Genomic DNA, 23,711 nt, shown 5'->3' with positions numbered 1-23,711 from the left:
CCGCACGCCGGCCGACGGCGTGCCGTCCAGTTGCCCGGCTCTCGGCGGAGCGCCGCCGCCGACCCGGTTTTCCCGACTTCGCCACCTCGCCCCCTTGGAGCGGGCCACCGCGAGCCGCGCTCAATAAACGAGGGATTTCCCTGATTGTGACAAAGGGGGTAGATCACTTCAGTTGGATGGCCAACTTGGGCCTCGCCTTTTCGCGATCAGGCCCAGCCGGCTGCCGTCAGGACCCGGGACGAACGCCTCCAGCGCCAAGCGAATCGGTGTACCGGTCGCAGTGGCCCGCGACCCCGCCCGGTGCAACGGTCGCCCGGCCGGGGCGTTTCACCGGGGCCGAGGTGTTCTCCTGGTCAGGGGAGGGCGGCGATGAGCTCGTGGACCGGCTTGCGGGCCCCCGTGTAGAAGGGGATCTCGACGCGCGTGTGCCGCCGGGCCTGCGCCGCCCGCAGCGTGCGCATCAGGTCCACGATCCGGTGCAGCTCGTCGGCCTCGAAGGCCAGCATCCACTCATAGTCGTTGAGCGAGAAGCAGGAGACCGTGTTGGCCCGCACGTCGGGATAGTCACGCGCCATCCGGCCGTGCTCGGCCAGCATCGCCCGGCGCTCGGAGTCCTCCAGCAGATACCACTCGTAGGAGCGGACGAACGGATAGACGCTCACGTAGGCGCGCGGCTCCTCCTCGGCGAGGAAAGCCGGAATGTGCGACTTGTTGAACTCGGCCGGCCGGTGCAACGCCATCGCCGACCACACGGGCCTGCTGTGCCGGCCCAGCTCCGTACGGCGCATCCGGGCGTAGACGTCCTGCAGGTCCTCCGGGGTCGGCGCGTGCCACCAGAACATGAAGTCGGCGTCCGCGCGGAACCCCGCCACGTCGTAGACCCCCCTGGTCACGACGTCCTTGCCGGCGACCTGATCCAGCAGGTCACCCACCTCGCCCGCCATGCGGTCGCGGTCACCCGGGCACGGCTCGGTCACCTGGAAGACCGACCACATGGTGTAACGGATCACCTGGTTGAGATCGCGGGCCTTGAGCCGCGCAGCGCCCTCTGTCATGGTGCCTATTCTCCTCGCAGCGACAGGTGGTCCAGAATCCGGGCGGCGGCCGTGCGGGCGGTGCCGACGCAGGCCGGAATGCCGATGCCATCGTAGGCGGCGCCGCACACGGCCAGCCCCGGCTGCACGGCCACCGCCGAACGCACCCTGGCCACCCGGTCGAGATGCCCCACGTTGTACTGTGGCAGCGCCCCGCCCCAGCGGGTGACCCGGCTGTCCACCGGCAGCCCGCGCACGCCCATGACCCCGGCCATCTCGGCCGTGGCCAGCGACACCAGCTCGGCGTCGTCGCGCTGCAGCAGGTGCTCCTCGCCGATCCTGCCGATCGAGCAGCGCAGGATGATCAGGTCACCGGCCAGGTGCGGCCACTTCACCGAACTGAACGTGACCGCCTTGACCGCCCGCCCGTCCACCGGCGGCACCAGGTAGCCGCTGGAGACCGGCGGCTCGGGGAAGGCGTCGACCGGGTAGGCGAGCGTGACGATCGCCATGCTGGCGTAGTCGATCCTGGCCAGCTCGCCCGCCGCCTTGGGCACCTCGGCCTTGAGCAGCCGGGCGGCGGCGGGCCCCGGCGTGGCCACGATCACGGCGTCGGCCTCGACGGTCTCGGGCTTCGGCACCGGCCCCGTGACGAGCCGCCAGCCGTGCTCGGTCCGGTGCAGCTCGCGTACGGTGACGCCGGTCCTGACGTCGGCGCCGGACTCCTTGGCGACCGCCTCGGGCAGGCCGCCAAGGCCGTTCTTCAGCGAGGTGAAGACCGGCCCCGCCTCCTTCGGCGCCTCCTCGACGAGCTGCCTGGCGGCGCTGAGCAGCGAACGCTCGGACCGGGCCACGGCCGCCACCCGCGGCATCGTGGCCTCCAGCGACAGCATGTCGGCCCGGCCCGCGTAGACGCCGCCGAGCAGCGGCTCGATCAGCCGCTCCACCACCTCGCCGCCCATCCTGGCGCGGATGTAGGCGGCCACGGACACGTCGGTGCGTACGAGGGTCGGCGGCAGGATCTGGTCGAGCGGTACGCGCAGCAGCCCGCCGGGCGAGACGATGCCCGATTTGGCCAGCTCCGCCAGGTCGGAGGGCACGCCCATGACCTGGCCCCTCGGCAGGAACCGCAGCACGCCCCTGGTGTAGATGGCCGACCGGGTGGTGCCGGGCACCACCAGCTCGTCGCCCAGCCCGACCGCCCTGGCCAGCTCCATGCCCTCGGGCCGGCGGGCCAGCATGGCCTCGGCGCCCGCGTCCACGCTCACCCCGGCCACCTCCGAGGAGTACAGCTTGCCGCCGATGCGCGGGCCGCCTTCGAGCACCGTCACTCTGACCTGCTCGCCCGCCCCCTGCCGGAGATACCACGCGGCGGCGAGACCGGAGATCCCCCCGCCGATGACGACCACGTGTGCCCGATTCCCTTCCACGTCTCCCGACGCTACCGCCTCACCGGCTCGGCCAGCCGCTCGGGGCCGCGGGGCAACGCCGTTCGTCTGGAAGGAGACGACGGTGGGCGGGGAGCGAGGCCGCTCACCGAGTGAGGTCACGGACAGAGTGACCGTACCGTGATTACCATCGTCAAACCTGATTGATCCGGGAGCCGTCTTAGAGGCATGCGGAGAATCCGGTACGGCATTGTGCTCTCGGTCGCCTCGGCGGCCGTTCTCCTGACGAGCTGTGGCGGCGGCGGGGGGTCCAGCCTGGCCGGCGGGGAGGCCGCCACCGCCGACACCCCCGTGCCCGCCGCGGAGTCCGACCTCGCCCAGAACGCGGCCCCCGCGAGAGAGTCGCGAGCGAGCGACCAGGGCGGCGGCCAGGGCGGCGGCATCGTCTCGGACGTCGAGGTCGCACAGCAGGAGCGGCAGGTCATCTACACCGGCACCATGGACGTGCGGGCCAAGCAGGTGGGCACGGCCGTTCAGCAGGCCAAGCAGATCGTGACGGCGGCGGGCGGCTACCTGTCGAAGGAGGAGACCAGCTCGGCCGACGACAGCCAGGACACGGCCACGCTGGAGTTCAAGATCCCGCCCGCCAAGTACGCCGAGGTGACCGGCCGGCTCGGCAAGGACCTGGGCGAGCAGCTCTCCATGAACCAGGGCACCGAGGACGTCACCCTCAAGGTGGCCGACGTGGAGAGCCGGCTGAAGTCGGCCCGGCAGTCGCTTGAGTCGCTGCGCGAGCTGATGAAGCGGGCCGACACGATCGGCCAGGTGCTGGAGGTGGAGCGGGAGATCTCGGGCAGGGAGGCGGACCTGGAGTCGCTGGAGGCGCAGCAGAAGGAGCTGGCCGCGCAGGTCTCCATGGCCACGCTGACGCTCCGGCTGGTCGGGCCGGCCGCCGTGATCGAGCGGCCGGAGGAGGAGCCCGCGGGCTTCCTCGGCGGGCTCAAGACGGGCTGGGACTCGCTGGTGGCGTTCACCAAGGGGCTGCTCACGATGCTCGGCGTGCTGCTGCCGTGGATGATCTTCCTGTTGCCGGTGGTGGCCGTGATCGTCTTCCTGACCCGGCGGAACCGCACGCGGCGCCCCATGCCGGCCACGGTGGCGGCGATGGCCTCGCCCCCGGGTCCGATGCCCCCGCCCCCTGGCCCGATGCCCTCGCCGTCATCCGCCCGGCCGCCCCAGCGGCCCGCCCCCGCCTCGGCCCCGGTTTCGAGCCCGGCCTCGGCCCCTGCCTCGGACCCGGACCCGGACTCGGACCCGGGCCCGGGCCCGGACACGGACACGGACACGAAACCCGCCTGAGCGGGGAAACCCGGCCGGGGCAGGCGTTCCTCGGGTCGTGGGAGCGCCTGCCCGGCGGGGCTCAGCTCGCCCGGCCGGCCTCGTGAACGAGGTCGGTCAGGCGCTTGAGCTGGTCGGGGTCGGTCGAGGGCAGCACGCCGTGCCCCAGGTTGAACACGTGCCCCTCGGCCGCCTCGCCCCGCCGCAGCACCTCGCGGGCCTTGCGCTCCACGACCTCCCACGGCGCCAGCAGCACGGCCGGGTCGAGGTTGCCCTGCAGTGCCTTGCCGGGGCCGACCCTGCGGGCCGCCTCGTCCAGCGGGACCCGCCAGTCCACGCCCACCACGTCGGCGCCGGCCTCGCCGAGCACTCCGAGCAGCTCGCCGGTGCCCACCCCGAAGTGGATGCGCGGCACCCCGGCGACGCCCTCGAAGATCCGCCGCGTGTAGGGGAGGATGAACTCGCGGTAGTCGGCCGCCGCCACCGCCCCCACCCAGGAGTCGAAGAGCTGCACGGCCGAGGCCCCGGCGGCCACCTGGATGCGCAGGTGCTCCAGCACGATGCCGGTCAGGCGGTCCATCAGGGCGTGCCACAGCTCGGGGGCGCCGTACATCATGGCCTTGGTGCGGTCGTGGTTCTTCGACGGGCCGCCCTCGATCAGGTAGGAGCCGAGCGTGAACGGCGCCCCGGCGAACCCGATCAGCGGCGTGCCGCCCAGCTCGCCGGTCAGGGCGCCGATGGCCTCCGTGACGTAGGGCACGTCGCCGGGCTCCAGCGGGCGCAGCGCGTCCAGCCCCCTGGCGTCGCGGATCGGGTCGGCCACGACGGGCCCGACGCCCGGCTTGATGTCGAGGTCGACGCCGATGGCCTTGAGCGGAACCACGATGTCGCTGAAGAAGATCGCCGCGTCCACGCCGTAGCGGCGGACCGGCTGCATGGTGATCTCGACGATCAGGTCCGGCGTGGCGCACGCGGTGAGCATCGGCACGCCCTCCCTGACCCTGAGGTATTCCGGCAGGGACCGCCCGGCCTGGCGCATGTACCAGACCGGGGTGTGCGGGACGGGCCGTCGGCGGCAGGCACGGAGGAACGCTGAGTCGGCGAGGTTCACGTGACAAGGGTGCCATGCACGGTCAGCGGGCCCGCCATCGGCGCGAGGTGTCGGAAAAACATGCATTGGCCGCCCCAAATCATGATCAGATAGCCGGATGAAGGTTTACCGGTCTGCTCGGCATCGGCGTCCCACACGGGTCCAACACACCCCATGGCCGCCCAGAGAGCCGGTCTCGACTGGGCCAAATCTTCCCCAACGCACCGCGCGGCATCGATTCAGCGACCACTTTCGGGACACGCCGAGCGCGTTGCGGGGAATTGTCGGCGGCTCGTGCCAACGTCGGACCACGACCCGAAGAAAGGCCCCGGTAATGTCTGGTGCGACGAACGCGATGTGGAGTTCCTCAGAGCGCCGCAATGAGCGCTGCGCTACCTGCGCCGGTGAGCGACCCTTCGAGCAACCGCCGTGCTTCGACGGGCACGAGCCCGGCCAGTGCCCGGAGTGGGCCTGCGTGGAGTGCGGCCATGCGATCTTGCTCGGCTCGGCCGAGTCCACCCGACCGGTTCGCCAGCTTGTTACGGCAGCGGCTTGATCACGAAGGATGAGCACCCCCGTGGTCCCCTTCCGCCCGACTTCGACCTACGCTTCGGCTATGACACTCGGTGACCAGCCACCGCCTCCGACGGCGTTCACGCGCGCCGCGGCGAGCCTGCGGCTGGCCGAGGTCAGGCCGGAGATCGAGCTCGAGGACCTGCCCGCGCCGCAGCGGCTGGCCCCCTACTCGGCCGCCATCGGCGCGTCGGTCTACCGCGATGACGACGAGCTCGCGGTCGGCCGGTTGATCCTGCTCTACGACCCCGACGGCCAGCGCGGGTGGGAGGGCCCGTTCCGGCTGGTGGCCTACGTACGCGCCGACATGGAACCGGAGATCACCTCCGACCCGCTGCTCGGCCCCGTCGCCTGGAGCTGGCTGACCGAAGCTCTTGAGGCCCATCAGGCCGACTACAGCGCCGCCGGCGGTACGGTGACAAGAGCCGTGTCCGAGGGGTTCGGCAACAAGGCCGACGATCCGGTCACGACCGAGCTCGAGCTGCGGGCGTCCTGGTCACCCGCCCAGGAGGATCTCTCCGGCCATGTCGCCGCTTGGTGCGACCTCATGTGCCTGGCGGCGGGGATCCCGCCGCTCCCGCCCGACGTGGCCGCGATGCCCCGCCGACGTGAAGATCCGGAGAGTGACCGTACGAAGTGAGGGCACCAGTCAAGACAGCACCAGCGTCATGAGGTCGGTGAACTCATGACAGAAGAACGCACAGTCGTTCCCCTGCTCGAGCCGCGCGAGGGCATTCCCCCTGTCGTCGCGGACGCGGGCGGGCTGGCCGGGGTCGTGGAGAGGTTCGCCGCGGGCAGCGGTCCGGTGGCGGTCGACGCCGAGCGCGCCTCGGGCTACCGCTATGGCAACCGCGCCTACCTGGTGCAGTTGCGCCGGGCCGGGGCGGGCACCGCGTTGATCGACCCGATCGGCTGCCCCGACCTGTCCGCGCTCGACGCGGCCGTGGCCGGTGCGGAGATCGTCCTGCACGCCGCCTCGCAGGACCTGCCGTGCCTGCTGGAGGTGGGGTTCCGGCCGCGGGAGATGTTCGACACGGAGCTGGCCGGACGCCTGCTCGGCTACGAGCGGGTGGGGCTCGGCACGATGGTGGAGAGCGTGCTCGGGCTACGGCTGGAGAAGGGCCATTCGGCGGCCGACTGGTCCACCAGGCCGCTGCCGGAAGACTGGCTGCGCTACGCCGCGCTCGACGTGGAGGTGCTGGTCGAGCTGCGCGACGTGCTGCACCAGGAGCTGGACGAGAGCGGGAAGCTGGAGTGGGCGCGCGAGGAGTTCGCCGCCGTGCTCGACACCCCGCCGCCGGTGCCCAGGTCCGACCCGTGGCGGCGCACGTCGGGCATCCACAAGGTGCGCAACGTGCGGGCGCTGGCCATCGTGCGCGAGTTGTGGACCATGCGCGACCGGATCGCCCGCGAGGCCGACCTGGCGCCGGGCCGGGTGCTGCCGGACGCCGCGATCGTCACGGCCGCGCTGGAGGGTCCGCGTACGAAAAAGGCATTGACCGAAATTTCAGCATTCACCGGGCGAAGTGCGCGCCGGCACATGAGCGACTGGCTCGCCGCCGTGGCCAGGGCCCGCGGGCTGCCCGACAGCCAGCTCCCCCAGCCCAGCACACCCGGCGACGGTCCACCGCCGCCCAACCGCTGGCCCGACCGCGACCCGGCCGCCGCCAAGCGGCTGGCCGCCGCGCGGGCCGTGGTCGCCACGCTGGCCGAGCAGCACCACATGCCCACGGAAAACCTGCTGCAGCCCGACGCCGTACGCAGGCTGACGTGGGAGCCGCCCGCGGAGATCACCGACGAGAGCGTGACCGCCAGGTTGCGCGAGCTCGGCGCCCGCGAGTGGCAGTTGTCGCTCACCGCCCATCCCATCGCCAAGGCCCTGGCCCGGCTGGAGACGCGGGGAGACCTGTAGGTCCGGGCCGTCCCGGGTTCCCGCAGCTCACGGCGGGTGCTACTTGACGCGTTCGGTAGCACCGCCGTACGGTTCGGGAAAGCGCTTTCCCCACGTTGCCCTGAAGGGATCCTCATGAGCGTGCGCACCATCGGCGTCGTGATGAACGGCGTCACCGGACGGATGGGCTACCGCCAGCACCTGGTCCGTTCCGTCCTGGCCATCAACGAGCAGGGCGGCGTCACGCTCTCGGACGGCGACAAGGTAAGGTTGAAGCCCGTACTCGTCGGTCGGAATGCCGACAAGCTTGCAGATATCGCGGCTAAGCACGATATTGCGGATTTCACCACGGAGCTGGACTCGGCCCTCGCCGACGACGACAACCTGATCTACTTCGACGCCCAGGTCACCAGCGCCCGGGTCAAGGCCGTGCTGAAGGCCATCGAGGCGGGCAAGCACATCTACGCCGAGAAGCCCACGGCCGAGTCGACCCAGGAGGCGCTGGCGCTGGCCGAGGCCGCCACGGCCAAGGGCGTCAAGAACGGCGTCGTCCAGGACAAGCTCTTCCTGCCCGGCCTGCTCAAGCTGAAGCGGCTGATCGACGGGGGCTTCTTCGGCCGCATCCTGTCGGTGCGCGGCGAGTTCGGCTACTGGGTGTTCGAGGGCGACTGGCAGGAGGCGCAGCGCCCCTCGTGGAACTACCGGACCGAGGACGGCGGCGGCATCGTGCTCGACATGTTCCCGCACTGGCACTACGTCATGGAGAACCTGTTCGGCCGCGTCCAGTCCGTCTACGCCCGGGCCGTGACGCACATCCCCACGCGGGTGGACGAGCAGGGCAACGCCTACCTGGCGACGGCGGACGACGCCGCGTACGGGATCTTCGACATCGAGGGCGGCATCGTCGCCCAGATCAACTCCTCCTGGGCCGTCAGGGTGAACCGGGACGAGCTGGTGGAGTTCCAGGTGGACGGCACGCACGGGAGCGCCGTGGCGGGACTGCGCAACTGCCGGGCGCAGCACCGCGCCGCCACCCCCAAGCCCGTCTGGAACCCGGACCTGCCGGCCACGGCGCGCTTCCGCGACGGCTGGCAGGAGGTGCCGGACAACGAGGAGTTCGACAACGGGTTCAAGGTGCAGTGGGAGGCGTTCATCAGGCACGTGCTGGAGGACGCGCCCTTCTCCAACGACTTCGCCTCCGGCGCTCGTGGTGTGCAGCTCGCCGAGCTGGGCCTGCGCTCGTCCGCCGAGGGCCGCCGGATCGAGGTGCCGGGGCTGTGAGGATCGACCTGCCGGGCGTCGGCGCGTACGAGCTCAAGGAGCCGGCCCGGTGGCCGGTGCCCGAGACGCCGGCCACCAGCCGCGTCGTCTACGCGGCCGCGCACGTGGTGGCCGACCCGCTGGGCGACAACACGCCGGGCTCCCCCGCCGCCGTGGACTGGGACGCCACCCTGCGCTTCCGCCGTCACCTGTGGTCCTACGGGCTGCGGGTGGCCGACGCCATGGACACCGCCCAGCGCAACATGGGCCTGGACTGGGCGGCCACCAAGGAGCTCATCCGGCGCAGCGCCGCCGAGGCCCGCTCGCTCGGCGACCCGGCGGAGCTGGTGGCGTGCGGGGCCGGGACCGACCACGCGCCAGGCGCCGCCGACCTGGACACGATCACGGCCGCGTACGCCGAGCAGATCGAGACCGTCCAGGCCACCGGCGCCGGGGTGATCGTCATGGCCTCCCGCCAGCTCGCCAGGACGGCCGCCGGGCCCGCGGACTACCACCGGGTGTACGGGAAGCTGTTCGGCCTGGCCGACCGGCCGGTGATCCTGCACTGGCTGGGTGAGATGTTCGACCCGCAGCTCGCCGGTTACTGGGGGTCGCGTGACGTGGCGGCGGCGACCGAGTCGTTCCTGGAGCTGATCCACGCCCACGCCCCGCTGGTGGACGGGGTGAAGGTGTCGCTGCTGGACGAGGAGCACGAGGTGGGACTGCGGGCGGCGCTGCCCGACGGGGTCAAGCTCTACACGGGCGACGACTTCAACTACCCCTCGTTGATCAGGACGGGCTCGCACGCCCTGCTGGGCATCTTCGACGCCATCGCGCCGGCCGCGGCGTCGGCGCTGCGGGTGCTGGACGCGGCCGAGGCCGCCTCGGACGCGAAGGCCCGCGACGAGTTGCTGGCCGCGTACGACGTGGTCCTCGCCCCGACCGTGCGGCTGTCCAGGAAGATCTTCGAGGCGCCCACCTACCACTACAAGACCGGCATCGTCTTCCTGGCCTGGCTGAACGGCCACCAGGACGCGTTCGCCATGGTCAACGGCGCGCAGTCGGCCCGGTCGCTGCTCCATCTGTCGGAGGTGTTCCGGCTGGCCGACCAGGCGGGGCTGCTGACCGACCAGGAGCTGGCCGTGGGCCGTATGAAGGCGCTGCTGGCGGTGAACGGCCTGTGAGCGGCCAGATCATCGGTTCCGGCAGCCTCTCGCTCAACCAGTGGACGACCAGGCGGTGGTCCGTGGCCGAGGCCGTGGACGGATGCGTACGGCACGGCCTGGCGGCGGTCGGGCTGTGGCGCGAGAAGGTCGCCGAGCAGGGACTGGCGGAGAGCGTCAAGCTGGTACGGGCGGCCGGGCTGCGGGTGTCGTCCCTGTGCCGGGGCGGCTTCCTGACGGCGGGCGGGCTGCCGGGCGAGGAGGGCCGCCGGGCCTTCGCGCGGGCCCTGGACGACAACCGGCGAGCCGTCGACGAGGCGGCGGAGCTCGGGGCGGCGTGCCTGGTGATGGTGGTGGGCGGGCTGCCCGGGGTCAAACCCGGCGAACCCCTGCCCACCAGCGGCCAGGCCACCGCCGCCGCCGCGGCGGAACCCGGTGGCCTCGCGGACGGGACGGGACCGGGTGGTGCCGCGGGCGAGCCGGAATCCGCCGGCTCGGCGGGTTTCTCCCGTGACCTGGCCGGGGCGCGGGAGCGGGTGGCCGAGGCGGTGGCGGAGCTGGCTCCCTACGCCGGGGAGCGGGGGGTCAAGCTGGCCCTGGAGCCGCTGCACCCGATCTACTGCCCGGACCGGGCCGTCCTGTCCACCTTGGGCCAGGCGCTGGAGCTGAGCCTGCCCTATCCCGAGGAGCAGGTCGGGGTGGTGGTGGACACCTTCCACGTGTGGTGGGACCCGCGGTTGTTCGAGGACATCGCGCGGGCGGGCCGCCGGATCGCCTCCTACCAGGTGTGCGACTACCTGCACCCGCTGCCGGAGGACGTACTGCTGGGCCGGGGCATGATGGGCGACGGCGTGATCGACTTCGCGCCGATCACCCGCGCGGTCATGGCGGCCGGATACACCGGCGACGTCGAGGTGGAGATCTTCAACGCCGACGTCTGGACCGCCGAGCCGGACGAGGTGGTCGCCACGATGAAGACCCGCTATGAGGACGTGATGCTCCCCACCCGCTGACCAGGGGCCGCCGGGCGGCGGCCACTCCCGCCGCCATCCGGCGTGGCGGGCCGTCCCGCCGCCATCGGGCGGGCCGTCTCCGCTGCCGTCCGGATGCGGCGCGGGTTCAGTCCGGCAGGGTCACCGTGCCGGCGGCGCCGTTCACGGTGATCTGCCGGCCCGTGGTGATGCGGTGGGTGGCGTCGGGGACGCCGGCGACGGCCGGGATGCCGAATTCGCGGGCCACGACCGCGCCGTGCGACATCGCGCCGCCCATCTCCATCACCAGCCCGCCCGCCGTCAGGAACAGCGGCGTCCAGCCGGGGTCGGTGGACGGGCAGACCAGGATCTCGCCCGGCTCCAGGTGCGCGCCGATCGGGTCGAGCACCACCCGGGCCACGCCCGTGACGGTCCCCGCCGAGGCGGGCGTGCCCGTCAGCGCCCCATCGGCTGCCGCGGCGCTCTCCAGCGCCTCGGGCTCGGTGCCGTCCGAGAGCAGCACCCTGGGCACGTGCCGGCGCCGCGACTCCAGCTCGTACGCCGCCCGCCGCCGAGCCACCAACTCCCGCAGGTCTCCTCCGCCCAGGGCCGCCCTGGTCTCCTTCAGGTCCAGGAAGAACACATCGCCCGCCGCGTCGAGCACACCGGCGCCCACCAGGTGCTCCCCGACCACGAGCAGGCTCCGCCGGACCCCGGCCAGGGCCTTGACCACGTAGAACTTGGGCAGCTCGCGCAACCCCGCGAGCTCCCGCGTGCGGCCCAGCCCGAACCGCACCACGGCCGCCCGCCACCGGCTCCTGCGGCGGGCCGCGGACACCGCACGCTCCGCCGCGGCCCGTGCCTCCCGGGCGCCCTTGGCGAACAGCGCGGCGGGCGCGAGGCCGGCGCCGCCCTCCATGCGCAGGTAGTTGGCCAGCACGCCGAGGATGTGCGCGGGCTCCTCGGACCAGCGCGGCACGCCCACGTCGATCTCAGCGACGCCTCGGTGGCCGTACTTGCCGAGGAAGGCGCTGATCTCACGCTGCGCGACCGGCGGAAGCCGCCCGGCCCGATAGCGGCGGACCAGCTCCGACACCGGCTCCTGCCGGAACGGCTCCGGCTCGACGCGGGTGGCCAGATCCCACAGCTCCAGGTCCATCTCCGTGGTCGGGTTGTGGGGCACGCTGCGCAGGACGTCCTGCATGTCGGTGACCGGGACGCCGGACAGCCGGGCGGACAGGGCGAACAGGCCGTAGCCGGTGACCACCATGGGCATGATCGAGACGATGGCCGGGAAGGCCCCGCCCATCAGGCTTTCGGCGTGGTCCAGGCGCTGGGCGGGGGTGGCGGAGGCGGGCGGGTCCAGCCGCGCGTCGAGTTGCCCGCCGACCCGGGCGGCGTACCGCAGGGCCTGACCGGGCCTGGTCAGCGCCAGGAGCACCCGGGAGGGGGCGTGCACGCCGCGGGCGAACCGGCGCAGGCTGCGCAGGAACGGGCGGGGAGAGGTGATCGTCAGCGCCAACCGCGGATCCGCCGCCAGCCGTTCGAAGACGGGCGCGGAGCGGGCCTCGCCGAGCGTCAGCATGCGCGGTGCGACGGCGCGCCCCACGCGACTGCGCGCCGCCGGGGTGACGTCGATCCACAGGCGCTGCCCGGCCTCGGTCAGGGCCGGGGCGCCGTCGCGGCGGTCGGCCGGGGCGAAGCCGAACAGGCCCGCCGCCCCGGCGCTGAACACCCGCATGGCCGCCAGCCCCATCGGCGTCAGGGGGCCCATGACGCCCTGGAAGACGTTGAACGAGAAGTACACCCGCAGGCCCGGCCTGGCCCGCTCGGGCAGCGGGTAGAGGGTGGTGATCGGCCGCGCCTGGGTGAGCCAGAGCGTGCCGTCCCGATCGACGGCCCACTCGGTGTCCTGCGGCGCGCCGTAGTGGTCCTCGACCCGGGCACCGAGCACCGCCAGGTCACGCACCTGCGCGTCGGTCAGGCAGAGGCCACCGACGTCACGACCGGCGGCGTCGAAACCGCCGGTCTCAGGGCTGCCGGTGCCTGGACCCGCGGTCTCAGGACCGGCGGCGCCGGGACCGGCGGAGGTCTCGACGCGTTCGGTGCCGCCGCCGGGCAGGGGGCGGATGGCCAGCCGCTTGTCGCCGGCGTGGCGTTCCAGGATCTCGCCGCCGAAGACGGCGAACCGGTCGGGGTTGACCGCGCCGGACACGACCGCCTCGCCGAGCCCGGGGGCGGCGTCGATGACGGTCTCGTGCCGCCGGCCGGTCAGCGGGTTGGCGGTGAACATCACGCCCGCCACCTGCGCGTCCACCATGACCTGGACGACCACCGCCAGCCGGACGGCCGCGTGGTCGATGCCGTTGGACTCGCGGTAGGCCACGGCCCGGTCGGTCCAGAGCGAGGCCCAGCAGCGGCGTACGGCGTCCACCACCGCCTCCGCCCCGACCACGTTGAGGAACGTGTCCTGCTGCCCGGCGAAGCTGGCGAACGGCAGGTCCTCGGCCGTCGCGGACGAGCGCACCGCCACCGGCACGTCGTCCCCGAGCGCGACGTAGAACTTCACGATCGTCTCGTGCACGGCGTCCGGCACCGGCGCCTGGAGCAGGTGCCGCCGGGCACGCTCCGCCAGCCCGTCACCGCTGGTCTCCAGCCCCTCGGCGACCTGCCGGTACGCCTCGGTGGTGAGCGCCCAGCCGGGCGGCACGGGCAGCCCGGCCCTGGTCATCTCGCCGAGGTTGGCGGCCTTCCCGCCCACCTCGGCCAGCATTCCCGCGTGGATCTCAGAGAAGTCCAGCGCTGTCTTCATCGGATGCTCCCCAGCCGTTCAGCGTCCTGTCACGAGTCTCGCGCTTTCCGGCGCAAAATTCAACACACGATGAAAATCGTCACAAGGCCAGCGGAACCCCGTCCAGCTCCCAGCCGGGATCGAGCTCCACCCCGAGGGCGGCCAGCGCCGTCGGCCCCACGTCCACCAGCCGCGGGCAGGCCAGGGAGCGGCCGCCGAGATGCGCGTCCAACCGGCTCGCGATCACGAACACCGTGCGTTCCTCGTCCGAGATGCCCCCGTGCCCGCCCGCGTCCACGTGCCCGTGGTCGGTCGTGACCAGCACGGTCCAGCGCTCGCGGGGGTACGTGGCCCGCCCGCGTACGGCCTCGAGCAGGCGGCCCAGGTGGGCGTCCTGGGTGGCGAGCGCGGCGGCGTATTCGGGGCAGTGCGGGCCGAGGTCGTGGGCCACCTCGTCGGTGTCGCCCAGGTACACGAACAGGGCGTCGGGGTCGGCGGTCGCCAGGTGCCGCTCGGCGGCCTCGGCGACCTGCTTGTCGGCCGCGGCCCAGCCGACGGTGTAGCCGTCGAGGACGAGGCGGTGGTCGATGGCGCGGCTGAACGCGCCGTGCTCGTCCAGCGCCGCCCATGAGAAGAACGCGGCCGTCGCCAGCTCCGGCCGGACGGTCTTCGCACGAGTCAGGAAGTCCGGAAATTTCTGGAAATTGGGCGCCGCGAAACTGTTGTCCACGACGCCGTGCTTGTCGGGCCAGACCCCGGTCGCGATGGACGACCATCCCGGCCCCGAGTCCGTACGCGACCTGATGACCCTGCCACCGTCCCCCGGCTCGGGGGCCTTGGGGACGACCTCGCCGGGCGACTCCGTACGCGGCGTCCCGGCCTCGCCGTAGGGGAGCCTGCTGGTGCCGTGCGCGCCGGCGGCCATCAGGGCGGCCAGCACGGGCGCGTCCAGGGCCAGGAGCCGGTCGAAGCGCAGCCCGTCCATGCCGACGACGAGCACCTTACTGATTAATGGGGACATCCCCCCATTTAAGCGGCGAAACGCCGCACCCAGTCGGCCGCCCCCGGCAGGATCTCCTCCACCGGAGCGACCTGGGGATACCAGGTGCGCTCCCACTCCAGCGACACCCATCCGCCGTAACCGGTCCCGCGCAGCAGCTCGCCCGCCTCCTCCAGCGGCACGGACCCGCGGCCCATCGGCACCGGCGTGGTGTCCTCGGCCGACACCGCGTCCTTGACCTGGACGTAACGCAGGTGGGGCCCGAGCGCGGCCAGGGTGCCGGCCGGGGATTCGCCGTGCCGCCACGGGTGCAGCAGGTCCCAGATCGCGCCCGTCGTGCCGGGGTGGCCGGCCGCGTCCAGCAGCCCGGCCACGGCGGCACCGGTGGCCATGAGATCGTGGGTCTCGACGAGCACGCGCAGGCCGAGCTCGCCCGCCGTACCGGAGACCGCCTTGAGCCGGCGGGCGCCGACGGCGGGGTCGCCGCCGCGCGGGAACACCCGCACGCCCGGCGCCCCGAGGTCCGCGGCGAGGCGCAGGTCGGCGAGCAGCGCCTCGACGACCGGCTCGTCCGGTCCGGGCTCACAGATCCTGACATATCCGGCGAGGGCAGCGATCTCGAGTCCCGCCCGTTCCACCCGATCCCGCACCGACCGCCGCTCCGCGGCCCCCAGCCCGGCGTGCACCCCGGTGTCCGGGTGCAGCCGCAGCTCCAGCCCCTGGCAGCCGTGCCCGGCAGCGATCTCGATCGCCCTGTCGAGCCCCTCGCCGGGCATGCCCAGGGTGCTGACCGCCAGCCTCACGTCATCCTCCGCACGCTCTCCCGCAGCACGACCTCACCCGCGACCTGCTCCACCACGACCATCTCCGCCTCGCCGAGCGCGAGCTCCAGAGCCCGCGCCCCCATGTCCTTCAACGGCAGCCGTACGGTGGTCAGCGCGGGCACATGATCACGCAGCGTGACGATGTCGTCGAACCCAGCCACCGACACGTCCTCGGGCACCCGGACCCCGCGCTCCCGGTAGGCCGCCAGCGCCCCCACCGCCATCACGTCGTTGACCGCGAACACGCAGGTGGCGTCGCCCCGGACCTGCTGGGCCGCCGCGTATCCGCCGTCGCGGTCGAACGGCCCGTGAATGACGTGCGGCGCGGGCAGCCCCAGCTCTTTCAGCGCCCCGGCGAACCCGGCGCACCGGTCGGCGGCCGTGACCAGGTGCGGCGGCCCGGCCAGCACCGCGAACCGCGTGTGCCCGAGCCCCGCGAGAGCCCGGGCCAGCTCCGCCGCGCCCTCCCGGTTGGCGGGGGCGACGGTGTCCACGCCGAGCAGATCCTGCCCCACGCACGCCGCCCGGCCGCCGCCGTTGCGGTATCGGGCCAGCTCCTCACGCAGCCGCCCGGTGACCCCGGCGTCGGCCACGCGCGAGCCGACCAGCAGCACGGCCCGCACCCGCTGCGCGTTGAGCGTGGCCACGTAGGCGATCTCCTGCTCGGGGTCGCGATGCGTGGTGCCCACCATGACCAGCAGGCCCTCGATGGCCGCCGCCCGCATCGCGCCGTCGGCCAGGGCCGCGAAGTAGGGGTCGGTCAGGTCGTGCACGACGATGCCGATGACGTTGCTCGCCCCCCTGGCCAGGGTCTGGGCGGCGATGTTGGCACGGTAGCCCAGCTCGTCCGCGGCTCGTTCGACCCGTGCCCGCAACGCCGCCCCCACCTGGCGGGTGCTGCCGTTGAGCACCCGCGAGGCGGTCGCGAGGGAGACGCCCGCCTGCTTGGCGACGTCCTCAAGCGTGACCACGAGACCTCCTGGAAAACGGTTTCCAGTGTGCCAGACAGGCACCCGGAACCGCATCCTCGCACGTCTCAGGCCCAGGGGAACAGGATGTCGAGCAGCCCACCCCCCTTGTCCTCCTCGGGCTGGGGCTGCTGCGGAGCCAGCGTGGGAGGAGGCGCAGCGGTGGGCGCGTCCTGCTGCTCCCGCTGGCCGGTGTCACTCTGCGACGAACCGGTCGGACGGTCGTTGTCGCCGGTGGTCTCCCGGATCCGGTTCTCCGGCGCGCGGGTGGCCTTGTTGCTCGGGCTGTTCGTCGGCTCCCTGTGCTGCCGCGAGGGCGTGGCGCGGGTCGAGGGCTCACGCTCCTGCTGCTGCGGCTGACGGGCCCGCTGCGTCGCGGGAGTGGTGGGCGCTGAGGCGTCGGAGTCGGCCGGGTCCTCGGCGACCGAATCGGTGGGCTCGGGGGTGTCCGTCGTCTCCTCGTCCTCGGCCGGCACCGAGGTGTCCTCTTCCTCGGTCGGCGCCGCTGTGTCCGACGGGGAGCTCACCTCGCCCGCGCTGGCGCATTTGCCGCCCGTGCACGGGTCGTCGGAGGAGTTGCCGGTGAGCATGAACCCGGCGCCCACGCCGACCAGCACCACCGCGACGGCCGCCACGAGCAGCACCCGGGTGCGGCGGCGCACCTCTCCCGCACCGCCGCTGCGGGAGGGGGGCTCGTCAGGAGAGTCGTCGGTCCAACCCGAGCCGAGGAAGCCGCGCTTGGGCTTGTCGTCGTCCCAGTCGTCGTCGCGCCCCGACTCGTAGCTCCGGTCGATCGGCAGGTAGGGGTTGTCGTCCTCCAGCCGGTCACCGTGCTCGCCGCGCGGGTCGCCGGGCTCGTCGAAGTCACGACCGCCGCCGAAATCGTGCGCGCCGCTCGGCCCGCCGAAATCGTGCGCGCCACTGGGCCCGCCGAAATCGTGGGCACCGCTCGGCCCGCCGAAATCGTGCGCGCCACTGGGCCCGCCGAAATCGTGGGAGCCGCCGTAGTCGCGCTGGTCACCAGTGCCGTAGTCATAGTCGTAGTTGCGCGAGCCGCCCAGCTCGTGCGCACCACCAATGTCGTGCGAGCCGCCCAGATCATGGGAGGACACCGGCGTGCCCAGCACGTCGTGCCCGCCCGGCCCGTCGAGCACGTCACGCCCGCCCGGCCCGTCGAGCAGGTCATGCCCCCGCGGGTCGTCGAGCACGTCGCGCATACCGGGGTCGATGAGCTGCGGCTCGCCCTTGTCCGGCGGGAGGATGTAGGTCTCGTTCCCGACCACCTGGATGGCGGGTTGCTCGTCAGTGTCCTCAGTGCTCCACCGCGGCGACGGCGACAACACGTCACCCGAGAGCTCTGGGTTTAACGACCTCCCCTGCCCTTCCTCGTATGGCCTGTCGTTCTCGTCGCGCGCCACGATGAACCTCTCTGGTACGAATACTGATCGCGCCCCTTCCTACCACCACTTGTCCGGATATTTCACGCGTTTCCCCAAAGTCACTCTGGGTAACATATGCCCGGCCAACCCCACAAAAAGAGGCATGTCCCGGCGCCGTGCCGGCCGGCCCGGATCAGAGACAGGGATTGGTGTTGGTGTCGACGACCTTGTCCTGGAGGGAGCTGGGGATCGCCGAGACCACCCGCACGCCGGGCCAGTCGGCCCCGATGACGAGCTGGATGATCGGCCCGCTGGGCGCCTTCGTGGCGGTCGCGGACTCGTACGGCTGCGCGTTGACCGGCTTGACCTTGCCCTCCACCGGGGTCCGCTTGTCCTTGGACAGCCGGGCGGCGACCGCTTCACCGTAGGCCGGCCCGTCCTTGGTGTCCTTCTTGGCGTAGCGGATCGTCGTGGTGGCGGCGGCCGGGGCGTTGCCCACCTCGGTGACCACGAAGCCCTGCTCGGCCAGCTCCTTGGCCACCGTGCCCGCCTTGCCGCCCTCCGTGGTGCCGTTCAGGACCTGCAGGCGCACCTGGGAGTTCTCGACCTTGGGCGTCGTCGACTTGCCGGGGGTGGGGGTGGCGGTGACCTCGGTGTCGTTGCGCACGCTCTCGAAGAAGCCACTCGCGGCCGGCTCGGCGAACTGCACCCGGTTCGGGTCCGGCTGATAAGGCTGGGTCGGCACCGTGATGCCCTTGAGCTCCTTGGCCGTCAGGCCCTGGACACTCCTGGCGATTTCCAGCATGCGGTCGAGCGTGAGCCCCTCGTCCATGGTGACCGCCGCGGTGCCGGCCTGCAGGAAGCCGTTGAGCTCGATCGGGTTGGTCAGCAGGCCGCCGTCGGTGATCTTCTGCATCACACTGGTGAGGAACACCTGCTGGCGCTTGATCCGGTCCAGGTCGCCGCCATCGCCCAGGGCGTACCTGGTGCGTACGTAGCCCAGCGCCTGCTCCCCCTTGACCACGTGCTTGCCCGCGGTGAGCACCAGCTTGGACTTGGGGTCGTTGACCGGCTTGGGCAGGCAGATCTCGATGCCGCCGAGGGCGTCGATGATGCCCTTGAAGCCGGTGAAGTCGACCTTCACGAAGTGGTTGATCTTGATCTGGGTCAGCGACTCGAGGGTCCGGATCGTGCAGTTGATCCCGCCGTCGTTGAAGGCGGAGTTGATCTGCCGCAGGCCGCCGGGGAGCACGGCGCCGTTGTTGCCCTCGCACTGGGGGATCATGACCATGGAGTCGCGCGGGAAACTGATCATGGTGGCCTTGTCCCGGTTCGGGGAGATGTGCAGCAGCATGATCGTGTCGGTGCGCTCCCCCAGGCCCACGGACTTGGCGCCGTACTTCTTGTTGTCGCCCTCGCGGGAGTCGGAGCCGACGAGCAGCACGTTGAGCGCGCCGGTCTCGGGCGGGCGCGAGGGGCCGACGTCGATGGCCTCGCGGTCGATGCCGCTCTCGACGTACCGGTAGTACCCGTAGCCGCTGAGCGAGATCAGCACCAGCAGCAGCGTCAGCCCCACGCTGACCCACCCCAGCGGGGTCAGCGGGATGCGCCGCGGCTGGGGTTCGCGCTGGTCAGGGGTCGGCAGTGGAGCAACACGCCGACCCAGAACCGACTCATCCCGCTGCCGTTTCACGCGGTCCACCCCTTGCGCCATGATCGCGAAGCATAGTCACAACATGAACGCACGGCATATCCGTGCGTTGCCCGCGCCCGTACGAGACACGCTAATTCGCTGATAAGCGCAGGGGGAGATTGTGTCCGCGGCAGCACCTCTTCGTCACCCGCCGGAAGCGAGGGCTCCATCCGAGCCTCGGAATCCGCAGCGTCACCACGCATGAGCCCGCCATCATGACGTGCATGCTGTTGACCGAGATGACGCCACCCCCGGGCGCCGAGGCGGTGGCCCGGCTGCGGTCCGGGGCCAGGGCCGCCCGCCGCGGCTCCCTCGTCGCGCTCTTCACCTCGATCGCACTCCTGGCCACCGTCCAACTGCTCGCCGACCGGGCACTGACCCGGGAGCAGACGCTGCCGCTGGCCGTGCTGTCCCTGGCCGTCTTCGCCGCCGCCCTGCCCACGCTGGCGCTCACCCAGTACGTCTGGGGCAGGCGGGCCCGCCGGGTCCGGCGGCGCGAGCGCGAGCTCTACACCGCCGCCCCCACGGGCTGGACGCGGGCACTGAGCAGGCTCGGTGTCGCCGCGGGATGGGCGGTGACACTGCTGCTCGGCTGGACGGCGCCGCGCCAGTTCCGCCAGGCCGCCCTGTACGCCTTCGCCGACGCCCTGAGCTGGGCCGTCGAGGCCCTGGCGGTGCTGAGTTGCGCGGCCGGGGTGTTGTTCCTGGCCTGGTGGGCACGTGACACGCTGGGGACGCTGACGCGTGCCGCGCGTCCGGGCGGATCACCTGGCGATCCATGGGACCCCGGCCACGGCACGCGCCAGCCGGTCGATCCGGTGCTCTGGGCGGGCGCGGCCGTGGCGGTCGGTGCCCTGCTCGGAGCCCGTGCCCACCTCTGGGAGCCGGCCACCGGCCTGGTGTACGCCCTGCTCACCGCGGCCCTCGTCTGCACCGTAGTTACCGACGAGTAGCATAGGGACCGAACCCATCCGGCAACGAGGAGCGAATCCGTGCCTTCCTCTCGTGACGTCGTGTTCGTCGACGGCGTACGCACACCCTTCGGCAGGTCAGGGCCGAAGGGCCTGTACGCGGAGACCCGCGCGGACGACCTGGTCGTCCGCGTCATCCGCGAGCTCATCAGGCGCAACCCCAACCTGCCACCCGAGCGCGTGGACGAGGTCGCCGTCGCCGCGACCACGCAGATCGGCGACCAGGGCCTGACCATCGGCCGCGCGGCGGCGGTGCTGGCCGGACTGCCCAAGACGGTGCCCGGCTACGCGATCGACCGCATGTGCGCGGGCGCGATGACCGCGGTCACGACGGTCGCGGGCGGCATCGCGTTCGGCGCGTACGACGTGGCCATCGCGGGCGGCGTCGAGCACATGGGCCGGCACCCGATGGGCGAGGGCGTGGACCCCAACCCGCGCTTCCTGTCGGAGAAGCTCGTCGACCCGAGCGCGCTGGTCATGGGCATGACGGCGGAGAACCTGCACGACCGCCACCCGTCGATCACCAAGGAGCGCGCGGACGCGTACGCGGTGCTGTCGCAGGAGCGGGCGGCCAAGGCCTACGCCGACGGCAAGATCCAGCCCGACCTGGTGCCGACCGCGATCAGGACGGCCGAGCGGGGCTGGGGCCTCGCGGTCGAGGACGAGGCGCCCCGGCCCGGCACCACGATGGAGGGCCTGAGCGGGCTCAAGACGCCGTTCCGGCCGCACGGCAGGATCACGGCGGGCAACTCCTCCGGCATCAACGACGGCGCCACCGGCTGCGTCGTGGCCGCCCGTGAGGTCGCGGCCGAGCTGGGGCTGGACGCGAAGATGCGGCTGGTGTCCTACTCGTTCGCCGGGGTGGACCCCGAGGTCATGGGCGTGGGGCCGATCCCGGCCACGGAGCGGGCGCTGCGCCTGGCGGGTCTTGATATTTCGGATATCGGGTTGTTCGAGATCAACGAGGCGTTCGCGGTCCAGGTGCTGGCGTTCCTGGAGCACTTCGGCCTGGCCGACGACGACGCCCGGGTCAACGCCTACGGCGGCGCCATCGCCTACGGGCACCCGCTCGCCTCCTCCGGCGTACGGCTGATGACGCAGCTCGCGCGGCAGTTCGGCGAGCGTCCCGACGTGCGTTACGGCATCACCACGATGTGCGTCGGCATGGGCATGGGCGGCACCGTGATCTGGGAGAACCTGGCATGAACAAGCTGGACGAGTGGCGGGCGCTGCTGAGCGAGCACGGCACCGACGAGGTCGTCACCAAGGCGCTGGTGCGCGACGTGCGGCTGCCCGGCGGCGCCGGCACGATGGCGCTGATCACCCTGGACAACGGCTTCGACCACACCAAACCGAACACCTTCGGCCCGCACGGCCTGTTCGCGCTCAACGGCGCGCTGTCGGAGATCGCGGCCCGCACCGACCTGGCCGCCGTGGGCGTGACGGGCAAGCCGTTCATCTTCGCCGTCGGCGCCGACCTCAAGGGCGTGACCGCCGTGACCGGCCGCGAGCAGGCCCAGGCCATCGGCGAACTGGGCCACCACGTCTTCCGCAGGCTGGCCGAGCTGCCGATCCCGTCGTTCGCGTTCGTCAACGGCGCGGCCATGGGCGGCGGGCTGGAGCTCGCGCTGCACTGCGACTACCGGACGATCTCCGCCGGCGTGCCCGCGGTGGCGCTGCCCGAGTGCTTCCTCGGCCTGGTGCCCGGCTGGGGCGGCACGCAACTGCTCCCCCGCCTGATCGGCCCCGCGAACGCGATCAAGCTGATCATCGAGAACCCGCTGTCACAGAACCGCATGATCAAGGGCCCGGCGGCCTTCGAACTGGGCGTCGCGGACGCGATGTTCGAGCCCGCCGACTTCCTGGAGGAGTCGCTGCGCTGGGCCGCCAAGGTGATCGGCGGCGAGGTCACCGTGACCCGGCCGGAGCGGCACGACGGCTGGGCCAAGGCGGTCGCCGACGCGCGCTTCCTGGTGGACATGAAGCTGCGCGGCGCCGCCCCCGCCCCCTACCGGGCGCTCGACCTGATCGCCCGGGCCGAGACCGCCTCCCCCGACGAGGGCTTCGCAGCCGAGGACGCGGCCCTCGCCGACCTGCTGATGGGCGACGAGTTGCGGGCCGGCCTCTACTCCTTCGACCTGGTGCAGCGCCGCGCCAAGCGGCCGGCCGGCGCGCCGGACGCGTCACTGGCCCGCAAGGTCACCAAGGTCGGCATCGTGGGCGCGGGCCTGATGGCCTCGCAGATGGCGCTGCTGTTCGCCCGCCGCCTGGAGGTGCCCGTCGTGCTGACCGACCTCGACCAGGCCCGGCTCGACAAGGGCGTCGCGTACGTCCACGACGAGGTCGGCAAGCTGCTCGCCAAGGGCCGGATCACCGCCGACCAGGCCAACCGCCTCACGTCCCTGGTCACCGGCTCGCTGACCAAGGACGCCTTCGCCGACGCCGACTTCGTGATCGAGGCGGTGTTCGAGGACCTGGCGGTCAAGCGGCAGGTGTTCCGCGAGGTGGAGGCGGTGGTCGCGCGGACCGCCGTGCTGGCCACCAACACCTCCTCGCTGTCCCTCACCGAGATGGGCGAGGGCCTGGCGCACCCGGAGCGGCTGGTCGGGTTCCACTTCTTCAACCCGGTCGCCGTCATGCCCCTGCTGGAGATCATCAGGGGGGCGACGACCGACGACGCCACGCTGGCCACGGCGTTCGCCGTCGGCAAGTCGCTGAAGAAGTCGTCGGTGCTGGTCAAGGACGCCCCGGCGTTCGTGGTCAACCGGCTGCTGACCCGCTTCATGGGCGAGGTCGTGGCGGCCGTGGACGAGGGCACGCCGCTGGAGGTCGCCGAGCACGCGCTCGACGGGCTGGGGCTGCCGATGACGCCGTTCGCGCTGCTGCAGCTCGTCGGCCCGGCCGTCGGCCTGCACGTGTCCGAGACGCTGCACGCGGCCTTCCCCGACCGCTACGGCCTCTCAGAGGGTCTGGCCAAGCTGGTCGCCGCCGGCAAGCCGGGCGTCTACCTGCCGGACCTCACGCTGGACCAGGAGGCCGTGGCGCTGTTCACGGGCGGCGGCTCACCCTCCACCGCCGAGCAGGTACGCGAGCGTGTCCTGGCGGCGCTGGCCGAGGAGATCCGGATCATGCTGGACGAGGGCGTCGTCGCGGCGGCGCAGGACATCGACCTGTGCATGATCCTGGGCGCCGGCTGGCCGTTCCATCTGGGCGGGATCACTCCGTACCTGGACAGGGCCGGCATCTCCCGGCCGCGCTTCCTCGCGCCCGGGGTCGCCTCGGTCACCGCGTGATTTTGCGGGGGCCCGCTCGGCGGGCCTCCGCACCACCAGGAGCACCTCCGTCGTAACGTTTGGTAGCGTTCAACGAACGGAGAG

19 protein-coding genes are annotated in these 23,711 nt (G+C 72.3%); 9 read left to right on the top strand and 10 right to left on the bottom strand.

Annotated elements, in window-relative coordinates; translation table 11 throughout:
• Window positions 1–353 precede the first annotated feature (353 nt).
• Together hemQ and hemG are read right to left on the bottom strand one after the other, a co-directional pair.
• The gene (gene hemQ / locus ABGB18_RS09760; RefSeq protein WP_347695076.1) at window positions 354–1,055 is read right to left on the bottom strand and encodes a hydrogen peroxide-dependent heme synthase; all 702 of its coding nucleotides are present in this window, start codon (window positions 1,053–1,055) and stop codon (window positions 354–356) included.
• 5 nt (window positions 1,056–1,060) lie between these two features.
• Window positions 1,061–2,464, bottom strand: a complete 1,404-nt coding sequence (hemG, locus tag ABGB18_RS09755; protein ID WP_347695075.1) for a protoporphyrinogen oxidase — start codon at window positions 2,462–2,464, stop codon at window positions 1,061–1,063.
• 186 nt (window positions 2,465–2,650) lie between these two features.
• Between hemG and ABGB18_RS09750 the strand changes: the two genes are divergently transcribed.
• The gene (locus tag ABGB18_RS09750) at window positions 2,651–3,781 is read left to right on the top strand and encodes a DUF4349 domain-containing protein (protein ID WP_347695074.1); all 1,131 of its coding nucleotides are present in this window, start codon (window positions 2,651–2,653) and stop codon (window positions 3,779–3,781) included.
• A 61-nt stretch (window positions 3,782–3,842) separates the two neighbouring features.
• On the opposite strand, the gene hemE is transcribed toward ABGB18_RS09750, so the two are convergent.
• The gene (hemE, locus tag ABGB18_RS09745) at window positions 3,843–4,799 is read right to left on the bottom strand and encodes a uroporphyrinogen decarboxylase (RefSeq protein ID WP_347695322.1); all 957 of its coding nucleotides are present in this window, start codon (window positions 4,797–4,799) and stop codon (window positions 3,843–3,845) included.
• Window positions 4,800–4,867: 68 nt separating this feature from the next.
• The gene (locus tag ABGB18_RS09740; protein ID WP_347695073.1) at window positions 4,868–5,008 is read right to left on the bottom strand and encodes a hypothetical protein; all 141 of its coding nucleotides are present in this window, start codon (window positions 5,006–5,008) and stop codon (window positions 4,868–4,870) included.
• 458 nt (window positions 5,009–5,466) lie between these two features.
• Here ABGB18_RS09740 and ABGB18_RS09735 point away from each other — a divergent pair, with 458 nt between their 5' ends.
• The 5 genes from ABGB18_RS09735 (at window position 5,467) to ABGB18_RS09715 (ending at window position 10,750) form a co-directional block, all read left to right on the top strand.
• The gene (locus ABGB18_RS09735; RefSeq protein ID WP_347695072.1) at window positions 5,467–6,063 is read left to right on the top strand and encodes a DUF3000 domain-containing protein; all 597 of its coding nucleotides are present in this window, start codon (window positions 5,467–5,469) and stop codon (window positions 6,061–6,063) included.
• Window positions 6,064–6,108: 45 nt separating this feature from the next.
• On the top strand, window positions 6,109–7,335 hold the full coding sequence (locus ABGB18_RS09730) for a ribonuclease D (protein WP_347695071.1): 1,227 nt from the start codon (window positions 6,109–6,111) through the stop codon (window positions 7,333–7,335).
• A 114-nt stretch (window positions 7,336–7,449) separates the two neighbouring features.
• The gene (locus tag ABGB18_RS09725; RefSeq protein ID WP_347695070.1) at window positions 7,450–8,595 is read left to right on the top strand and encodes a Gfo/Idh/MocA family oxidoreductase; all 1,146 of its coding nucleotides are present in this window, start codon (window positions 7,450–7,452) and stop codon (window positions 8,593–8,595) included.
• Window positions 8,592–9,758 (top strand): dihydrodipicolinate synthase family protein, encoded by a 1,167-nt coding sequence (locus ABGB18_RS09720; protein WP_347695069.1) that lies wholly within the window; start codon window positions 8,592–8,594, stop codon window positions 9,756–9,758. Before ABGB18_RS09725 ends, ABGB18_RS09720 begins: the two co-directional genes overlap by 4 nt.
• Window positions 9,755–10,750, top strand: coding sequence for a sugar phosphate isomerase/epimerase (locus ABGB18_RS09715; RefSeq protein WP_347695068.1), 996 nt, complete (start codon window positions 9,755–9,757; stop codon window positions 10,748–10,750). The genes ABGB18_RS09720 and ABGB18_RS09715 overlap by 4 nt, the downstream gene beginning before the upstream one ends.
• A 106-nt stretch (window positions 10,751–10,856) precedes the next feature.
• On the opposite strand, the gene ABGB18_RS09710 is transcribed toward ABGB18_RS09715, so the two are convergent.
• From ABGB18_RS09710 to ABGB18_RS09685, 6 genes are all read right to left on the bottom strand, one after another.
• Entirely contained in the window at window positions 10,857–13,520 is a 2,664-nt protein-coding gene (locus ABGB18_RS09710) for a PEP/pyruvate-binding domain-containing protein (RefSeq protein WP_347695067.1), read from the bottom strand.
• 79 nt (window positions 13,521–13,599) lie between these two features.
• The gene (locus tag ABGB18_RS09705; RefSeq protein WP_347695066.1) at window positions 13,600–14,520 is read right to left on the bottom strand and encodes an alkaline phosphatase family protein; all 921 of its coding nucleotides are present in this window, start codon (window positions 14,518–14,520) and stop codon (window positions 13,600–13,602) included.
• An 8-nt stretch (window positions 14,521–14,528) separates the two neighbouring features.
• Window positions 14,529–15,302 carry a TIM barrel protein gene (locus ABGB18_RS09700; RefSeq protein WP_347695065.1) on the bottom strand — a complete coding sequence of 258 codons (774 nt, stop codon included), beginning with the start codon at window positions 15,300–15,302 and terminating at the stop codon, window positions 14,529–14,531.
• Window positions 15,299–16,294, bottom strand: a complete 996-nt coding sequence (locus tag ABGB18_RS09695; RefSeq protein ID WP_347695064.1) for a LacI family DNA-binding transcriptional regulator — start codon at window positions 16,292–16,294, stop codon at window positions 15,299–15,301. Before ABGB18_RS09695 ends, ABGB18_RS09700 begins: the two co-directional genes overlap by 4 nt.
• Before the next feature lie 65 nt (window positions 16,295–16,359).
• Window positions 16,360–17,631, bottom strand: coding sequence for a hypothetical protein (locus tag ABGB18_RS09690; protein ID WP_347695063.1), 1,272 nt, complete (start codon window positions 17,629–17,631; stop codon window positions 16,360–16,362).
• Window positions 17,632–17,863: 232 nt separating this feature from the next.
• A complete protein-coding gene (locus ABGB18_RS09685; protein WP_347695062.1) occupies window positions 17,864–19,384 on the bottom strand; it encodes an LCP family protein in 1,521 nt (506 codons plus the stop codon).
• Between the two features lie 203 nt (window positions 19,385–19,587).
• On the opposite strand from ABGB18_RS09685, the gene ABGB18_RS09680 reads away from it, so the two are divergent.
• The 3 genes from ABGB18_RS09680 to ABGB18_RS09670 are packed head-to-tail and all read left to right on the top strand — an operon-like array spanning window position 19,588 to window position 23,627.
• Window positions 19,588–20,316: a hypothetical protein gene (locus ABGB18_RS09680; RefSeq protein WP_347695061.1), complete on the top strand. Its 729-nt coding sequence runs from the start codon at window positions 19,588–19,590 to the stop codon at window positions 20,314–20,316.
• Between the two features lie 39 nt (window positions 20,317–20,355).
• Window positions 20,356–21,540 carry an acetyl-CoA C-acyltransferase gene (locus tag ABGB18_RS09675; protein WP_347695060.1) on the top strand — a complete coding sequence of 395 codons (1,185 nt, stop codon included), beginning with the start codon at window positions 20,356–20,358 and terminating at the stop codon, window positions 21,538–21,540.
• On the top strand, window positions 21,537–23,627 hold the full coding sequence (locus ABGB18_RS09670) for a 3-hydroxyacyl-CoA dehydrogenase NAD-binding domain-containing protein (protein ID WP_347695059.1): 2,091 nt from the start codon (window positions 21,537–21,539) through the stop codon (window positions 23,625–23,627). Before ABGB18_RS09675 ends, ABGB18_RS09670 begins: the two co-directional genes overlap by 4 nt.
• Window positions 23,628–23,711: the final 84 nt, after the last annotated feature.

Source organism: Nonomuraea sp. B12E4 (assembly GCF_039871825.1).
Lineage (GTDB): Bacteria > Actinomycetota > Actinomycetes > Streptosporangiales > Streptosporangiaceae > Nonomuraea.
Note: the sequence above shows the minus strand (reverse complement) of the source record. Positions and strands in the feature narration are given on the sequence as shown.